The organism is Brevibacterium sp. Z349TD_9, assembly GCF_056173565.1.
In genome coordinates this window covers 2206730-2222937 of sequence record NZ_CM149680.1, presented here as the reverse complement: position 1 = coordinate 2222937, position 16208 = coordinate 2206730, and the positions used below count along the sequence as shown (strand labels likewise).

The 16208-nt window shown below is 68.4% G+C and carries 11 protein-coding genes and 2 tRNA genes; 9 read left to right on the top strand and 4 right to left on the bottom strand.

What is annotated here, in order from left to right; genetic code table 11:
• Window positions 1–41: 41 nt before the first annotated feature.
• Window positions 42–1475, bottom strand: a complete 1434-nt coding sequence (locus tag AC0VYB_RS10460; protein ID WP_063250263.1) for a purine-cytosine permease family protein — start codon at window positions 1473–1475, stop codon at window positions 42–44.
• A gap of 96 nt (window positions 1476–1571) precedes the next feature.
• Between AC0VYB_RS10460 and AC0VYB_RS10455 the strand changes: the two genes are divergently transcribed.
• The 3 genes from AC0VYB_RS10455 to AC0VYB_RS10445 all read left to right on the top strand — a co-directional run bounded on the left by AC0VYB_RS10455 (window position 1572) and on the right by AC0VYB_RS10445 (window position 4060).
• Window positions 1572–3269, top strand: a complete 1698-nt coding sequence (locus tag AC0VYB_RS10455; RefSeq protein WP_197464188.1) for a CocE/NonD family hydrolase — start codon at window positions 1572–1574, stop codon at window positions 3267–3269.
• A complete protein-coding gene (locus tag AC0VYB_RS10450; RefSeq protein ID WP_063250265.1) occupies window positions 3266–3946 on the top strand; it encodes a GntR family transcriptional regulator in 681 nt (226 codons plus the stop codon). Before AC0VYB_RS10455 ends, AC0VYB_RS10450 begins: the two co-directional genes overlap by 4 nt.
• Window positions 3947–3989: 43 nt before the next feature.
• Window positions 3990–4060, top strand: a tRNA-Gly gene (locus AC0VYB_RS10445).
• Window positions 4061–4217: 157 nt separating this feature from the next.
• On the opposite strand, the gene AC0VYB_RS10440 is transcribed toward AC0VYB_RS10445, so the two are convergent.
• Window positions 4218–4299: transfer RNA gene (locus tag AC0VYB_RS10440), tRNA-Leu, on the bottom strand.
• 150 nt (window positions 4300–4449) lie between these two features.
• Between AC0VYB_RS10440 and AC0VYB_RS10435 the strand changes: the two genes are divergently transcribed.
• Complete coding sequence (locus AC0VYB_RS10435) at window positions 4450–5073, top strand: ANTAR domain-containing response regulator (RefSeq protein ID WP_051995515.1); 624 nt, start codon at window positions 4450–4452, stop codon at window positions 5071–5073.
• Window positions 5074–5231: 158 nt separating this feature from the next.
• Here AC0VYB_RS10435 and AC0VYB_RS10430 read toward each other — a convergent pair whose 3' ends face one another.
• Window positions 5232–5687 carry a PaaI family thioesterase gene (locus tag AC0VYB_RS10430; protein ID WP_009377189.1) on the bottom strand — a complete coding sequence of 152 codons (456 nt, stop codon included), beginning with the start codon at window positions 5685–5687 and terminating at the stop codon, window positions 5232–5234.
• Window positions 5688–5728: 41 nt separating this feature from the next.
• Between AC0VYB_RS10430 and polA the strand changes: the two genes are divergently transcribed.
• Entirely contained in the window at window positions 5729–8398 is a 2670-nt protein-coding gene (gene polA / locus AC0VYB_RS10425; protein WP_131247719.1) for a DNA polymerase I, read from the top strand.
• 94 nt (window positions 8399–8492) lie between these two features.
• On the opposite strand, the gene AC0VYB_RS10420 is transcribed toward polA, so the two are convergent.
• Window positions 8493–9332, bottom strand: a complete 840-nt coding sequence (locus tag AC0VYB_RS10420) for a class I SAM-dependent methyltransferase (protein ID WP_009377191.1) — start codon at window positions 9330–9332, stop codon at window positions 8493–8495.
• A 192-nt stretch (window positions 9333–9524) separates the two neighbouring features.
• Here AC0VYB_RS10420 and rpsA point away from each other — a divergent pair, with 192 nt between their 5' ends.
• The 4 genes from rpsA (at window position 9525) to uvrB (ending at window position 16061) form a co-directional block, all read left to right on the top strand.
• Window positions 9525–11003 (top strand): 30S ribosomal protein S1, encoded by a 1479-nt coding sequence (gene rpsA / locus AC0VYB_RS10415; protein ID WP_009377192.1) that lies wholly within the window; start codon window positions 9525–9527, stop codon window positions 11001–11003.
• Window positions 10981–12912, top strand: a complete 1932-nt coding sequence (locus AC0VYB_RS10410; RefSeq protein ID WP_146001396.1) for a hypothetical protein — start codon at window positions 10981–10983, stop codon at window positions 12910–12912. Before rpsA ends, AC0VYB_RS10410 begins: the two co-directional genes overlap by 23 nt.
• Before the next feature lie 38 nt (window positions 12913–12950).
• Window positions 12951–13859: a dephospho-CoA kinase gene (gene coaE, locus AC0VYB_RS10405; RefSeq protein ID WP_009377195.1), complete on the top strand. Its 909-nt coding sequence runs from the start codon at window positions 12951–12953 to the stop codon at window positions 13857–13859.
• Window positions 13860–13928: 69 nt separating this feature from the next.
• Window positions 13929–16061, top strand: coding sequence for an excinuclease ABC subunit UvrB (gene uvrB / locus AC0VYB_RS10400; RefSeq protein WP_009377196.1), 2133 nt, complete (start codon window positions 13929–13931; stop codon window positions 16059–16061).
• Window positions 16062–16208: the final 147 nt, after the last annotated feature.

The following is a 16208-nucleotide window of genomic DNA, read 5'->3' as shown; positions in this document are numbered from 1 at the left end:
GCATGACTGTCCGCGTTCGGACTGCGCGGCAGCGGGCGCGGTCACCGCAGTGGGGCGGTCGCCGCATCCCCGGTCGCAGGGGCCTTCCCGATCTCGCCGTCGACGTCGAGGCCCCGGTTGAGCGCCCAGTAGGCGACCCCGGCGACGGACAGTCCGGCGAAGGCCGCGATATCCGCTCCGCCGAGGCCGGCGGCGAGCGGCCCGGTGAAGATCCCCGTCGACATCAGAGGGATCTCGACGAGCAGGCCCAAGAGGTAGGCGAGCACGCCGCTGCGATTCCATCCGCGGTAGACGCCGCTGCGGTCGAACATCCCGGTGAGCGAATACCGTCCCCTGCGGACGAGGAAGTAGTCGACGAGGTTGATCGCGGTCCACGGCGCGAAGAGGTAGAGAAGGAAGGCGAGGTAGACCGACATCGCCTGCATGTAGTCCTCCGGCATGACGACCGTGAGCAGGAGTGCCGCGCAGGCCATGATCACCACCGCGGCGACCCGCAGCCCTGCGGTCAGTCGTACGGAGCGGAACGTGTCGATGACACTGATGAGCGTGAGTCCGCCCCCGTAGGTATTCATCGTCATCACACACACGAGGCCGCCGAGGGAGATGAGGACGGCGATCCGTCCGAACCCGGGGACGAGCGCGTCTCCAGCGGCTGCGACACCGGCGACGGCGTCCTGTGTGCCGAAGCTCGCGGCGAGGAGCGCGCCGAGGGAGGTCAGCCATGCGGAGCTCACCGCCATGCCGAGGTAGGTGCACCAGAACATCGCCTTCGGATCCACTGTGGCCGGAAGGTAGCGGGTGTAGTCGGAGACGTAGATCGCCCAGTTGATCTGGTACCCGGCCGCGATGCCGAACTGAATGAGCAGCGGCGTCCATGAGAACTCCGCCTGCGCCGTCACCGTCTGAGGTGTCTGTGCGGCGACGATGGTGACGATGACGAAGACGATGACGAAAGCGAGTGTCACCCACCGGGTGATGACGTGGATCCAGGTGTAGCCGAAGATCGCGAGAGTCAGGGTGACTCCGATGATGAGGAGAACCGCGGGCACGGTGCCCATGCCGAGCGCGACCCCGAGGCTCTGCGCCGCCAGGACGCAGCAGAAGACATTGAACCCGACATAGTTGATGAGGGCGAGGATGAAGACGAGGGCGGAGCCTGTGTAGCCGAACTGGGGCCGAGACTGGATGAGCTGCGGCAGTCCCAGGTGGGGTCCCTGTGTCGAGTGGAGGGCTGCGAAGATCGCGCCGAACGCCGAGCCGAGCACGGTGGCGGCGATCGTCGGCCACAGATCACCGCCGACGGCGATGCCGAGGAAGCCGACGGCGATGGTGCCCAGGTTCGCGTTGCCCGCGATCCACACGGGCGCGAGGTGCCAGACCCGTCCGTGCCGTTCCGCGACCGGCACGTGGTCGATCGACCGGCTCTCGACGACCGCTCCGGTCGTCGTTGCCTCATTCGGGCGCGTCCCTGACATGAGTTCTCCGTTCGTCACTGTGGCGCAGATCACGCCGGGTGCTCTAATATGTATACAGATCTTTCATCTGTATGTAAATGCTCGGAGGTCGACAGAATGTGCCCAGAGGCGAGGGAATCCGCGCGAGTCGTTCCGCGGCCCCTGTTCACGCCCCCGGAGCAGGCGCGGCAGCTCGCCGTGCGGATGCGCGACGGGGTCCTGCTCGCCACCGACGTCTATCTGCCGCCGGCTGGTCACGGACCCGTTCTTCTCTCGCGGCTGCCCTATGACAAAGCAGGGGACGAGTGCTTCATGCCGGCGGTGGCGCGATGGCTCTGCGCGCGCGGCTACGTCGTCGTGGTCCAGGACGTCCGCGGCAAGGGCCGATCAGGGGGAGAGCTCGCCCCCTTCGTCCACGAGGTCGACGACGGGTACGACACCCTTGAGTGGATCACCGGTCAGGACTGGGCGAGCGGCCCGATCGGCATGTTCGGTGATTCGTACTACGGATACACCCAGTGGGCGGCAGCGGCGAGCGGTCATCCGGCTCTGGCGGCGATGGCGCCACGAGTGACGACACCCGATGCCCCACGGCTGCTCACCGATGGAGTCTTCCGCCTTGAGATGGCTGTCGCGTGGGTGCTCGAGACCTTCCTCGACGAACGACTCTTCGACTGCATCGGCACCATCGACTGGACGGTCCGTCCGCTCGCCGACATCGCCGCCGAGGTGCTCGACGGGATCCGACCCCACCTCCTCGACAGATGGGTCGGGGGAGCGGTCGACGCACCCGAGATCGAGGCTGAGGGGCGGATTCCCACCCTCCACCTCGTCGGCCTCGACGACTTCCTCGCCGGAGCGGGGATCGACGCGTGGCGACGGGCGAGCGAGGGACCCGCGGAGCAGCTCCTCCTCGTCGACGCCCGCGACCACGGGTGGACGGCGCGGGATCCCGGCGGTCCCGGAGGTGCGGCGTCGGCTGACGGTGACCCGAGCCCGGCATTCCTCGAGGAGTACCTGAGTCCGCTGCTGGGGTTCTTCGACCGCCACCTCGGACAGTCACTCGATCTCGACTCCCGACGGCGCAGCGCCACCGAGATCCCACCCGTGCGGTGGCGGATCGGCGACGACCGGTTCCACGCCGCCCGGACGTGGCCGCCGCCGGACGTCGTCAGGCGACGGTGGACGCTCACCGTCGACGGGCTCGAACCTGCGGGCAGCGCGGTCGGCCGCGGACGGTCCGCCGAGGACGACCCGGCGGGGCGCCCTCCGGTGCGGTCGTTCGTCCACGATCCGTCCGATCCGGTTCCGAGTGCGGCCAACCCCTTCCACCCCAATCTCGACCGCGGCGATGACACCGATTCCCTTGACCGCGACGATGTCCTCGTCTTCGCGTCGACGGCGGTGACGCAGCCCCTCGTCCTCCTCGGCTCCGGGACGGTGAGCGTCGACCTCGACATCGACGGTGACTTCGATATCGTCGCGGAGGAGGGAACGCACGTCGTCGGCCACCTCATGGTCGGACTGTTCGACGTCGCCCCGGATGGCAGAGCCGCCCGCATCGCCGAGGCCGCCGTCGCGGTCGTCGACATCGGCCAGCCGACGGCGGTCGACCTTCCTCCTCTGGGGTGGGAGGTGAGCGCCGGACACCGCCTCGCCCTCAGGCTCAGCGCGAGCAGCTATCCCGGGCGCCTGCTCCACCCCGGAAGCGCGGAGGATCCATGGACGGCGACCGCGGGTGCGCGGCGGACCTACCGCGTGCGCCTCGGCGAGAAGAGCCGACTGAGTCTCGATGTGAGAGGAGAGAGCCGATGAGAGGATTCCGGCCCACGAAGCCCGAGCGCACCGACACGCAGTCGACAGCTGCACGCGTCCACGCGGAACTGCGTCGGAGAATCGTCCACGGTGAGCTGGCGGCGGGAGCAGCGCTCAGCGAGAACGGACTCGCTGCCGAGTTCTCCGTCTCCCGCACCCCGGTGCGCGAAGTCCTCCGCGAGCTCATCACCGAAGGCCTGCTCGAGGTCGGCCGGCGACGCCAGAACATCGTCACCGCCCACACCCCCGAGCGGGCGCGCGAACTCTCCCTCATGCTCGGCGCCCTCGGCGACCTCGTCGCCGGAGAGGCGCCGAGGGTCCTCGAACACGGTGACGCCGACATCCTCCACCTCATCCTCATCCGCACCGAGCGAGAGATCACGGCCGGACGCTTCGAAGGCGCCGTCGACGGCTTCGACGACTTCCTCGTCGAGGTCGCCGAACTCGCGAACCTGCCCGTCGTCGCCGACACGATGCGGCGGCTGTGCGCTCACGCGCGGCTTGCCGGACTCGGAGTGCCTGCCTCGCCGGAGGCGCTGAGTGCCCACGTGACGATGCTGCGCACCCTCGCCGAGGCTGTCGAAGCCGGTGACCGGGAGGCCGCCCGTGTGACGATGGGGGCGATCACCTCGGCACGGGGAACTGCCCGCGATGACCGTCCCGGCGCGGCCGATTGACCGAACCGCCGGGTCATGGTGTAGATTCGGTGAGGTACGCCACGCGGGTGTAGTTCATCGGTAGAACGCTACCTTCCCAAGGTCGAGAGGCGGGTTCGACTCCCGTCACCCGCTCTCAGAGCCCCCGGCCCCGGATCACCCGGGGACCAGCGGGGCGACGTCCGGGCAGGCGCCCGTTCTCTTGATTTTTCGCGGTCCCCGGGCGGTCCCCGACCGAATCCACCCCGAGACGCAGAAAGCGCAGCACCACGGGTGCTGCGCTGGGAATGAGTACCGGATGTGGGACTCGAACCCACACGTCTTTCGACAACGCATTTTGAGTGCGCCGCGTCTACCGATTCCGCCAATCCGGCTCGCCGCGACCAGTGGTCGCGACATCGACAACTCTACGACAGCACGCGCGTGAGTGCCCAATCGGTGACACCCCCGGGTCCGAACCCTGGTGGCTCTCCTCACAGCGCAATCCTGCGGTCGGCGGTGCGGGCCTGGTCTAGACTGGTGCCGTGCTTTCCAACAGCGAACAACCCACCTCAGATGAATCCGTGCCCGTCCGCCGCGTCGTCGTGGCCGAAGACGAGGCCGTGATCCGACTCGACATCGTCGAGATGCTGCGCGAAGTCGGCTACGACGTCGTCGGCGAAGCCGCGGACGGCGAATCCGCCATCCGGCTCGCCGAAGAGCTGCGCCCCGACCTCGTCGTCATGGACATCAAGATGCCGATCCTCGACGGCATCGCCGCCGCCGAGCGCATCGCCAAGGCCCGCATCGCCCCCGTCGTCCTCCTCACCGCGTTCTCGCAGAAGGAACTCGTCGAGCGCGCCCGCGACGCCGGTGCCATGGCCTACGTCGTCAAGCCCTTCACCTCCGCCGACCTCATCCCCGCGCTCGAGATCGCACTCTCGCGCCACGCGGAGATCAGCTCGCTCGAATCGGAGATCTCCGACCTCACCGAGCGCTTCGAGACCCGCAAGCTCGTCGAACGCGCCAAGAGCCTCCTCCAGACCTCGATGGGCCTGAGCGAACCCGAGGCCTTCCGCTGGATCCAGAAGACCTCGATGGACCGTCGCCTGACGATGCGCGAGGTCGCGGAGACCGTCCTCAAGCAGATCGGCGCGAAGAAGGACTGAGCGCCCGGCTTGCCACACAGCTGCGTCGAGACCGCGCACGAGAGCCCCGCCCCGGATTCCGGGACGGGGCTCTTCGCATGGGGGAGGACCACCTCGGCGGGGGAGTCATGCCCGCCCCACCGCCTCGGCGAGCCCTGACGCTCAGGTCTGCTGGACGCTCACGCCTTCGACGCGAGGACCATGTTCGTGATCCGCACGATCGAGAGGAGGCGATCCTCCTCATCGGTCATCCGCACCTCGTGGGAGAGGAGGGTGCGGCCGCGGTGGAGCACCTCGGCGCGCCCGGTGACGATCCCACCGCGCGTCGCCCGCAGGTGGGTCGCGTTGAGGTCGACGCCGACGACGTTCTTCCCACCGCTGGTGAGGAAGGAGTGCATCGAGGCCAGGGATTCGGCGAGGACGACGTGACCGCCGCCGTGGAAGAGGCCCATCGGCTGGGTGTTGCCCTCGACGGGCACGGTCGCGGTCATCCAGTCGAAGCCGATGCCGGTGAACTCGATGCCCATCCGGTTCGCCAGGCCGCCCCCGGCGCCGCCTGAGTTGATCTGCTCGAGCATGCCGAGAGCCTCGGCCTCGGTCGTGTCCTCGGTGAGGCTTGCGTGCGGAACCACCATCGATCTCCTTCATGTCCGTGATGAACGCTAGGCTATTGCATGTGAGTCACGCTAACGAATCCCTCCTGCTCATCGACGGTCACTCCCTTGCCTACCGGGCCTTCCACGCCCTCCCGGCGGAGAACTTCGCGACGAGCACCGGCCAGACGACGAACGCGATCTTCGGGTTCATCTCGATGCTCATCAATGTGCTCCGCGACGAGGCGCCGAGCCACGTCGCCGTCGCCTTCGACCTCGGACGCGAGACCTTCCGCCTCGAGGAGTACGCGGAGTACAAGGCCGGGCGGGCGAAGACGCCGCCGGAGTTCCACCCGCAGATCGACCTCATCAAGGACATCGTCAATGCCATGGGCATCCGCGTCGTGACGAAGGAGGGCTATGAGGCCGACGATGCGCTCGCGACGATGGCCCGCCTCGGGCGGGAGGCCGGCGCGAGCGTCGAGGTGATGACCGGGGACAAGGACTCGTTCCAGCTCGCCACCGACACCGTGACGATCCTCTACCCGAAGCGCGGCGTGAGCGACCTCGTGCGGATGACGCCGGAGGCGATCGAGGAGAAGTACGGGGTCACCCCGGCCAACTACCGCGGCCTCGCAGCCCTGGTGGGGGAGAAGGCCGACAACCTCCCCGGCGTCCCCGGGGTCGGGGACAAGACCGCGGCGAAGTGGCTGACCGCCCACGGCGACCTCCCCGGCGTCCTCGAGCACGCCGACGAGATCGGCGGGAAGGTCGGCGAGAAGCTGCGCGACCACCTCGGCGACGTCGAACGCAACTATCGGCTCAACCGCCTCGTCGACGACGTCGACTTAGGCCTCGCCTATGCCGACCTCACCTGGGGCGAGGGCGACCCGGCGGAGCTGAGCAGCCTGTTCGACCAGCTCGAGTTCCAGGCGCTCGGCAAGCGTCTGGCCGCGATCTTCGGGGACGCTGCGACCCCGGCCGGTGCTGAGGTCGCCCCGGCCCGTGAGGTCGAGGTCACGACCGTCGACGTGCCCATCCTGCTTGACTCCATCGCCGAGGCGGATGTCCTCGCCCTCGACTCGGACGCGACGTACGAGCTCGGTCACGGCGACGTCCGCTTCCTCGCTGTCTCCACCGAAGCCGGCACCGCCCAGGTCGTCGACCTCGGGGAGGCGAGCGAGGACGAACTCACGGCGCTGGGGGAGGCGCTGCGCGCTTCGGCGCTCATCTTCCACTCCTCGAAGCTCCAGCTCAAGGCCCTGCGATCGGTGGGCATCGACATCGGGGACGTCGCCGGGGACACGGCGCTTGCCGCGTACCTTCTCGTGCCCGACCAGCGCAGCTACGAGCTGCGCGACATCGCCGCCGAACGCGCCGGCATCGAACTCGCCGCCGCCTCGGCGAAGGACGGCCAGCTCTCCCTCGACCTCGACACCGACGCGACCGCACGCACCCACGGAACCAACGCGGCAGCGCTCATCGAGGTCCATGACGTGCTTGCGACGGCGATCGACGAAGCGAACATGACCCAGGTCTACCGGGACATCGAACTGCCGCTCGTCCCGGTGCTCGCGGGCATGGAGATGGCCGGCATCGCCATCGACGAGGACGGCCTGACCGCGCTCGTCGAGGACTTCACGAAGCAGGCGCAGGCGAGTGCCGAGCTCGCGTACGAGGCGATCGGCCACGAGGTCAACCTCGGGTCCCCGAAGCAGCTGCAGACGGTCCTCTTCGACGAACTCGACATGCCGAAGACGAAGCGGACGAAGACGGGGTACACGACCGACGCCGATGCGCTGGCCGAGCTCTTCGTCAAGACCGAGCACCCGTTCCTCCAGCACCTGCTCGCCCACCGCGATGCGACGAAGCTCAAGCAGACCGTCGTCGGGCTCGGCAAGACCGTCGCCGAGGACGGGCGGATCCATACGACCTATCAGCAGACGGTTGCGGCCACCGGACGTCTGTCCTCGCTCGATCCGAACCTGCAGAACATCCCCGTGCGCACCGAGTCCGGGCGGCGCATCCGCGAGGTCTTCGTCGCCGATCCGTCCGTCGAGGGCGGGCTCCTCCTCACCGCCGACTACTCGCAGATCGAGATGCGCATCATGGCGCACCTCTCCGGCGATGCCGCGCTCATCCAGGCGTTCAAGGACGGCGAGGACCTCCACTCGTACGTCGGGTCGAAGGTCTTCTCCGTCGGCATCGACGAGGTGGACGCGACGATGCGCTCGAAGGTCAAGGCGATGTCGTACGGCCTCGTCTACGGGCTCTCCGCGTACGGGCTCTCCCGGCAGCTCGCGATCGGCGTCGAGGAGGCCCGGGATCTCATGGCCCAGTACTTCGAGCGCTTCGGGGCGGTCAAGGACTACCTCGACGAGATCGTCGAGCAGGCCCGAGACAAGGGCTTCACGGAGACGATCATGGGACGCCGGCGGTACCTGCCCGCACTCCACAGCGACCGAAGGCAGCTCCGCGAGATGGCCGAGCGCGCCGCGCTCAACGCCCCGATCCAGGGCTCGGCCGCCGACATCATGAAGATCGCGATGCTCAAGGTCGCCGACCGGCTCGAGGGCTTCCGCTCCCGCATGCTGCTCCAGGTCCACGACGAGATCATCGTCGACCTCCACCCCGAGGAGGCGGACGAGGTCAAGGCGATCGTCACTGAGGAGATGGGCTCGGCCTTCGAACTCGACGTCCCCCTCGACGTCAACGTCGGCACCGGCATCTCCTGGCACGCCGCCGCCCACTGAGAGCAGCGCGCTCGCTCAAGGCGCCCAGCACTCAGCCAAGGGAGGAACACTTGCAATGTGCGCTCCGGCTTGAGTGAGAACCGGGTCGCGCGCGTCAGGCGTCGGGCAGCGTCGTCGCGAAGATCACAGTCCCGGGCATGAGCGCGCCGCGCAGGGGAGACCAGCCGCCCCACGCGGTCGTGTTCGTCTCCGGCCACTCGGGCTCGGTCACCGAGTCGATCGTGAAGCCGGCGCCCACTAGCAGGCTCACCCAGTCGCCCATCGTCCGGTGGTGCTCGGCGTAGACGGGCTGGCCGTCGGCATCGATCTCGACGTACGGCGTCCGGTCGAAGTACGAGTACTCGACGGTCAGCCCCGATTCGCCCGGCACGTCGGGGAACATCCAGCGCATCGGGTGCGTCGTCGAGAAGACCCACTTTCCGCCGGGGCGGACGACGCGGGCCACCTCGGCCAGCACCACCTCGGCGTCCTTGACGAAGGGCAGGGCACCGTACGCGGAGAACGCGATGTCGAAGCTGTTCGAGGCGAACGGCAGGGAGCGGGCGTCGGCGCGGACGAAGGTCGGGGGAGTGGCATCGGGGCTGAGCGGATTCTCCCGCTGCAGGCGCGAGGCCTGCTCGAGCATGCCCGCGGAGAGGTCGATGCCCGTGGCGATGGCGCCCTCCTCGGCGAGCCAGCGGGAGCACTGCCCGGCCCCGCACCCGACCTCGAGGATCTGCTTCCGGGCGACTGTGCCGAGGAGGTGGACGTCCGATTCGTGAATTCCTTCGGGACACCACATGAAGTCCGAGGCGCCGAGGAAGCTGCCGTGCTCGGCGAGGTACTCCTCGGCGGAATTGTCCCAATAGCTGCGGTTGGCGCGCACCGACGCCTCTTCGTCGATCGGCAGATACCCCCCGCTGATGACCTCGGTCGAATAGCTTCCGTCGCTCATGAGTCCTCCGCGAATCGAGGGGCAGATCCCAGGGTGCATTCATGCCCTGAATGATGCTAGTATTGACAACCGTATGTGCGTATGCATACGAGTCCATAATCGTAATCGAGACCGGATGCGACTCCCACAGGCTGTGCAAGCACCCCAAGGGTATCGGATCCGGGACACAATTCCATCGGAGTCCCTACCTATATGACCACCACCACGCCGGAATCGGTGCAGCCGAAGCAGGTCGCTGTCAATGACATCGGAACCGCTGAGGACTTCCTTGCCGCCGTCGACGAGACGATCAAGTACTTCAACGATGGCGACATCGTCGAAGGCACCGTCGTCAAGGTCGACCGCGACGAGGTCCTCGTCGACATCGGATACAAGACGGAAGGCGTCGTCCTTTCGCGTGAACTGTCCATCAAGCACGATGTCGATCCCGGCGAAGTCGTCGAGGTCGGGGACCCCATCGAGGCACTCGTTCTCCAGAAGGAGGACAAAGAGGGCCGCCTCATGCTGTCGAAGAAGCGTGCGCAGTACGAGCGCGCCTGGGGCGACATCGAGAAGATCAAGGAAGAGGACGGCGTCGTCACCGGCACCGTCATCGAGGTCGTCAAGGGCGGCCTGATCGTCGACATCGGCCTGCGCGGCTTCCTTCCCGCCTCGCTCGTCGAGATGCGTCGCGTCCGCGACCTCGCCCCCTACATCGGGCAGCAGGTCGAGGCGAAGATCATCGAACTCGACAAGAACCGCAACAACGTCGTCCTCTCGCGCCGCGCCTGGCTCGAGCAGACCCAGTCCGAGGTCCGCCACGACTTCCTCCAGACCCTGCAGAAGGGCCAGGTCCGTCCCGGCGTCGTGTCCTCGATCGTCAACTTCGGTGCCTTCGTCGACCTCGGTGGTGTCGACGGACTCGTGCACGTCTCGGAGCTGTCCTGGAAGCACATCGATCACCCGGGTGAGGTCGTCACCGTCGGTGACGAGGTCACCGTCGAGGTCCTCGACGTCGACATGGACCGTGAGCGCGTCTCGCTCTCGCTCAAGGCGACGCAGGAAGATCCGTGGCAGCACTTCGCGCGCACCCACGTCATCGGCCAGATCGTGCCCGGCAAGGTCACCAAGCTCGTTCCGTTCGGCGCGTTCGTCCGCGTCGAGGACGGCATCGAGGGCCTCGTCCACATCTCCGAGCTCGCCGTGCGCCACGTCGACCTGCCCGAGCAGGTCGTCTCCGTCGACGAGACCATCTACGTCAAGGTCATCGACATCGACCTCGAGCGTCGCCGCATCTCGCTCTCGCTCAAGCAGGCGAACGAAGGCGTCGACCCCGAGGCCGAGGAGTTCCTCGACCCGGCTCTCTACGGCATGCCGCAGGAGTACGACGAGGACGGCAACTACAAGTACCCCGAAGGCTTCGACCCCGAGACCAACGAGTGGATCGAGGGCTTCGAGGCGCAGCGCGAGATCTGGGAGCAGCAGTACGCCGCCGCCCAGGCGCGTTGGGAAGAGCACAAGAAGCAGGTCGCGAAGGCCATCGCCGCGGACGCCGAAGCCGGCGCTGCGGACTCGGGCTCCGACGCCGCTCCCGCCACCGGGTCCTTCTCCTCCGAGGAGTCGGGCGACGAGGGCACGCTCGCCAGCGACGAAGCACTCGCAGCTCTGCGTGAGAAGCTTGCAGGCAGCTGACATCAGCGCAGTGAAGGGCTCCCGGTCGACAGGCCGGGAGCCCTTTGCATATGCGCGACTGCGACCATGGGCGTGGTACACGCTCATCCTCATCCTCGCGAGCATCTGCGTGTTCGGCGGTGTCGCCGCCGACCCGGGCGGCCAGGTGTCCGCCGGCAACGACGACTCCTCGCTCTTCATCTGGTGGCTCGGCCACGGCGCCGAGGTGCTCGCCGGGTTCCTCGGCTTCGGTGACGGATCCGTCGCCGCCGGGGAGGGCTTCCTCTTCACCGACGCGATGAATGCGCTCGGCGGGGGAGTCAACGGCGCGTGGAACACCTCCCTGACCGGGATCGCGATCGTGCTGGCGCCGCTCACCTGGGTGGCCGGGCCGATCATCGCCTACAACGTCCTCATCCTCGCCATCCCCGTCCTCAACTCGCTTGCGACGGCAGTGCTCTTCACCCGCTTCCTCCGTCGCGGCCCCGCGTTCGCCGCGGCCGCAGGCGTCGGGTTCTCGAGTTACACGATCGCGCAGCTCTCCGGACACCCCAACCTCGCCTTCGCGATCGCCCCGCCGCTCGTCGCAGCACTCGTCCTCGCCCTCCTCGCCGGACCGCGGCCGGGACCCGGCCAGGACGCGGGCGCCCAGCCGACCGACGCCGCCGGGGTTGAACGGTCCGGGGACGCCCGCGTGCTCGGCTGCCGCACCTGGCTGCTCGGGCTCGGGCTCGGCGCCGTCCTCGGCTTCCAGTTCTACGTCTCCACCGAGGTGCTCGCCGGGACGTTCATCGCCTTCCTCTGCCTCATGCTCGGCCTCGTCCTCTGCGGCCGTTCCCTGCTCACCCGCATCGGCTGGCTGCGCCTGGGAGCCGGCGGCCTCCTCGGCGCCGGGATCGCCCTGATCTGTGCGCTCCCGCTGCTGCTGACGATGGCCGGTCCCAACGCCCCGTCCGGGGCGATCCGCCCGCACGGCGTGTGGAACACCGACCTCCTCGATCCCGTCGTCCCCGCGTCCCCGACGCTCATCGGCGCGGGTGAGTCACCGCTGCCACGGGTCATGGACATCGACGGCGCCGAGATCGGCGCCTACGTCGGCATCCCCGCCCTCCTCGCGGCGGCGATCATCGTCCTCGCCTTCGCCCGCCGCTCGGTTGTCGTGCGCGTCGCCGCGGTCACCGGCCTGCTCGTCTTCGTCCTCTCGCTGGGATCGCCCGTCCTCCTCGGCGGGTCCGTCCTCGTCCCCACGGGTCCCTTCGCCCTCATCGAGTCGATCCCCGTGCTCAACAACGTCCTGCCCATGCGCCTCGTCCTCCATTCGACGATCGCGCTCTTCGCGATCCTCGGCTGGGGTCTCCAATGGGCGCTGACGGCCCGCCGCCGTCCCCGCGGGATCGCGATGCTCGGCCTGCTCGCCGTTGCGGCCATCGTCGTCCTCCCCGGTGTCCAGCCCGCCCGTGAGGTCTACGTCCCCGAGTTCTACCGCAGCTCCATCGCCGAGGTGATCCCTGCCGGATCCGTCGTCAAGACCCTGCCGCGGCCGCTCGCGTGGGCCGAACCGCACGCCGATGAGGCGATGGTGTGGCAGTCCGTTGCCGACTTCCGGTACCGGGAGACCGGCGGGTACTTCATCGGCTCGAGCCCCGACTCCCCGGTCACCTACGCCGCCCCCGAGGACGGACTCGATACGGCCCTGCGCCCGACGATCTTCGCCGGCGCCCCTATGCCCGCAGCCGACGACCCCGCCGTCGCCGCCGGCATCGCCTCCCTGCGGAATGCGGGCGTCGACTTCGTCGTCATCGCTCCCGAGGCTCCGCTGGCGACCGGGGGAACCGGTGAGCTCGAGGCACTGCTTACGGCGCATCTCGGACAGCCCGTGTTCGCCGACGAGGGAGTCGTCGTCTTTCGGGTGAGCGGGTCCGGCTCCTGATCCGCCACAGCGCCCTCGCCGGGGGATAGGCTGGCCCCATGCTGAGGATCGGACTGACCGGAGGGATCGGCGCGGGCAAATCGACGGTGGCCGGGCTGCTCGCCGCCCATGGCGCGGAGATCATCGACGCCGACGTCATCGCCCGCGAGGTCGTCGCCCCCGGGGAACCGCTCGTCGACACCCTCGCCGAGGCGTTCGGCCGTGACATCGTCTCCGCCGACGGCGGACTCGACCGGGCCCGTCTCGCCGCCGTCGCCTTCGCCGATCCCGAGTCGACGGCCCGCCTCGGCGCGCTCATGCACCCGGTCATCCGGGATCGGACCGCGCAGCGCTTCGCCGCATCGACCGCCGAGGTCGTCGTCCACGACGTCCCCCTCCTCGTCGAGAACCACATGGAGACCGGCTACCACCTCACCCTCCTCGTCGACGTCCCCGCCGACGTCCGGCTCGATCGCCTCGTCGCGTCCCGGGGGATGGACCGCGACGATGCGCAGGCGCGCATCGCCCGGCAGGCGAGCGACGAGGAGCGGCGGGCCGCGTGCGACGTCCTCATCGACAACTCCGGCACCCCCACCGCTGCCGAGGCGGTCGTCGACCGTCTCTGGACAGAGCGGTTGGCGCCGTTCGCCGCGAACCTCGCCGCGGGGCGTCCCGCGGCGCGTGAGGCCGGGGTCGTGGCTGAGCGGCGCGAGGGCGATGCCGAACGCCTCGCCGCGAAGCTGCGCCACGGCACGGGCGAGGAGTTCCCGATCGCCGTGACCGGCGACGGCTCGTCGGGGGTGCCGATCGCCCTCGCGCTCGCGGTGCCCGACGCCGGCTCGGCAGAGGCGCTCTCACCGCGGCTGACGACGCTCGGGTTCCCCCCGGCGGCCTCCGACGACGAGCTCCTGCGGGCCAGCGCCGATCCCGGACTGCCCGCCGACCTCGAGGTGCGTCCCGCCGGGTGAGGGCAGCGTCGGCCCGGTCGGGTGGGTCCTGCCCAGTGTCGTGTCAGGGCCGAGGTCTACGCTGGGTCCATGAGCCCATCACGTCCCCTGCCCGCGATCGGGCACCGACCCGACGTCACTCGCACGGTGGCACCGTTCGAGGTCGTCTCCGAATACTCGCCCTCGGGCGACCAGCCCACCGCGATCCGTGAGATCTCCGAGCGCCTCGACTCCGGTGAGCGCGACATCGTCCTCCTCGGCGCCACCGGCACCGGCAAGTCGGCGACGACGGCGTGGCTCATCGAACAGGTGCAGCGGCCCACGCTCATCATGGCGCCGAACAAGACCCTCGCCGCCCAGCTGGCCAACGAGTTCCGCCAGCTCCTGCCCAACAACGCGGTCGAGTACTTCGTCTCCTACTACGACTACTACCAGCCGGAAGCGTACGTCCCGCAGACCGACACCTTCATCGAGAAGGACTCGTCGATCAACGACGAGGTCGAGCGGCTGCGGCACTCGGCGACGAACTCGCTGCTCACCCGCCGCGACGTCGTCGTCGTCTCGACCGTCTCGTGCATCTACGGTCTCGGCACCCCCGAGGAGTACGTCGACCGCATGGTCACCCTCCACAAGGGGCAGGAGTGCGACCGGGACGAACTCCTCAAGCGGTTCGTCTCGATGCAGTACACGCGCAACGACATGGCCTTCACCCGCGGCACGTTCCGGGTCCGGGGCGACACCGTCGAGATCATCCCGCAGTACGAGGAGCTCGCCCTGCGCATCGAGTTCTTCGGCGACGAGATCGAATCGCTGCAGACCCTCCACCCGCTCACCGGGGAGATCATCCGCGACGAGGACACCATCCATGTCTTCCCGGCCTCCCACTACGTCGCCGGTGAGGACAGGATGGGCCGGGCGATCAGCGAGATCGAGGACGAGCTCCAGTCCCGGCTGAGCGAGTTCGAAGCCCAGAACAAGCTCTTGGAGGCGCAGCGGCTGAAGATGCGCACGAGCTACGACCTCGAGATGATGGAGTCGATGGGCTTCACTTCGGGGATCGAGAACTACTCCCGCCACATCGACGGTCGTCCCGCGGGCTCGGCGCCGAACTGCCTGCTCGACTACTTCCCCGAGGACTTCCTCCTCGTCGTCGACGAGTCCCATGTCACCGTGCCCCAGATCGGCGGCATGTATGAAGGCGACATGTCGCGCAAGCGCACACTCGTCGAACACGGCTTCCGGCTGCCGAGCGCGATGGACAACCGACCGCTGAAGTTCGACGAGTTCCGCGAACGCGTGGGGCAGACCGTCTACCTCTCGGCGACCCCGGGCGACTTCGAGCTCGAACGCGCCTCCGGCACCGTCCAGCAGATCATCCGGCCCACCGGCCTCGTCGACCCCGAGGTCGTTGTCAAGCCGACGAAGGGCCAGATCGACGACCTCCTCGACGAGATCCGGACCCGGGTCGAGCGCAACGAGCGGGTGCTCGTGACCACCCTGACGAAGAAGATGGCCGAGGACCTCACCGACTACCTCCTCGACCACGAGGTCCGCGTCCAGTACCTCCACTCGGATGTCGACACGCTGCGCCGCGTCGAGCTGCTCACCGAGCTGCGGGCCGGGGAGTTCGACGTCCTCGTCGGCATCAACCTGCTCCGGGAGGGCCTCGACCTGCCCGAGGTCTCCCTCGTCGCGATCCTCGACGCCGACAAGGAGGGCTTCCTCCGGTCGACGACCTCGCTCATCCAGACGATCGGCCGCGCGGCCCGCAATGTCCACGGCCAGGTCCACATGTACGCCGACTCGATCACCCGCTCGATGCAGGAGGCGATCGACGAGACGAACCGCAGGCGGGAGATCCAGATCGCCTACAACGAGGAGAACGGCATCGATCCGGCGCCGCTGGTGAAGAAGATCGCCGACATCACCGAGCGGCTTCAGCGTGAGGACGCCGACACCCGTGAGCTGCTCACGGAGTTCGACTACGGCAAAGGCAAGCGCGGCTACAATTCGACGCTCAGCGACGAGCAGCGTCAGGCCGCCTCCGGCGGCAGCTCGCTGCGCCCGCCGGCTGCGGACCTCACTGAGCTCATCGAGTCCCTGACGACGCAGATGCACGCCGCCGCCGCCGAACTCCAGTTCGAACTCGCCGCTCGCCTGCGCGATGAGCTCTCGGATCTCAAGAAGGAGCTGCGGGCGATGAAGGAGGTCGGACACGCCTGACCATGAGGCCGTGGGAAGGTGACTATACTGGTGTGGCTGGCGAAAGGGAGTATCCCGTCCATCCGTGCTCGTCACCACGATCCGCCTTCAGGGTCCGGGCGCGGAGCGCACGCCGCCACCTCAGTGTGGTCCTAGCGTGGGAGAGAC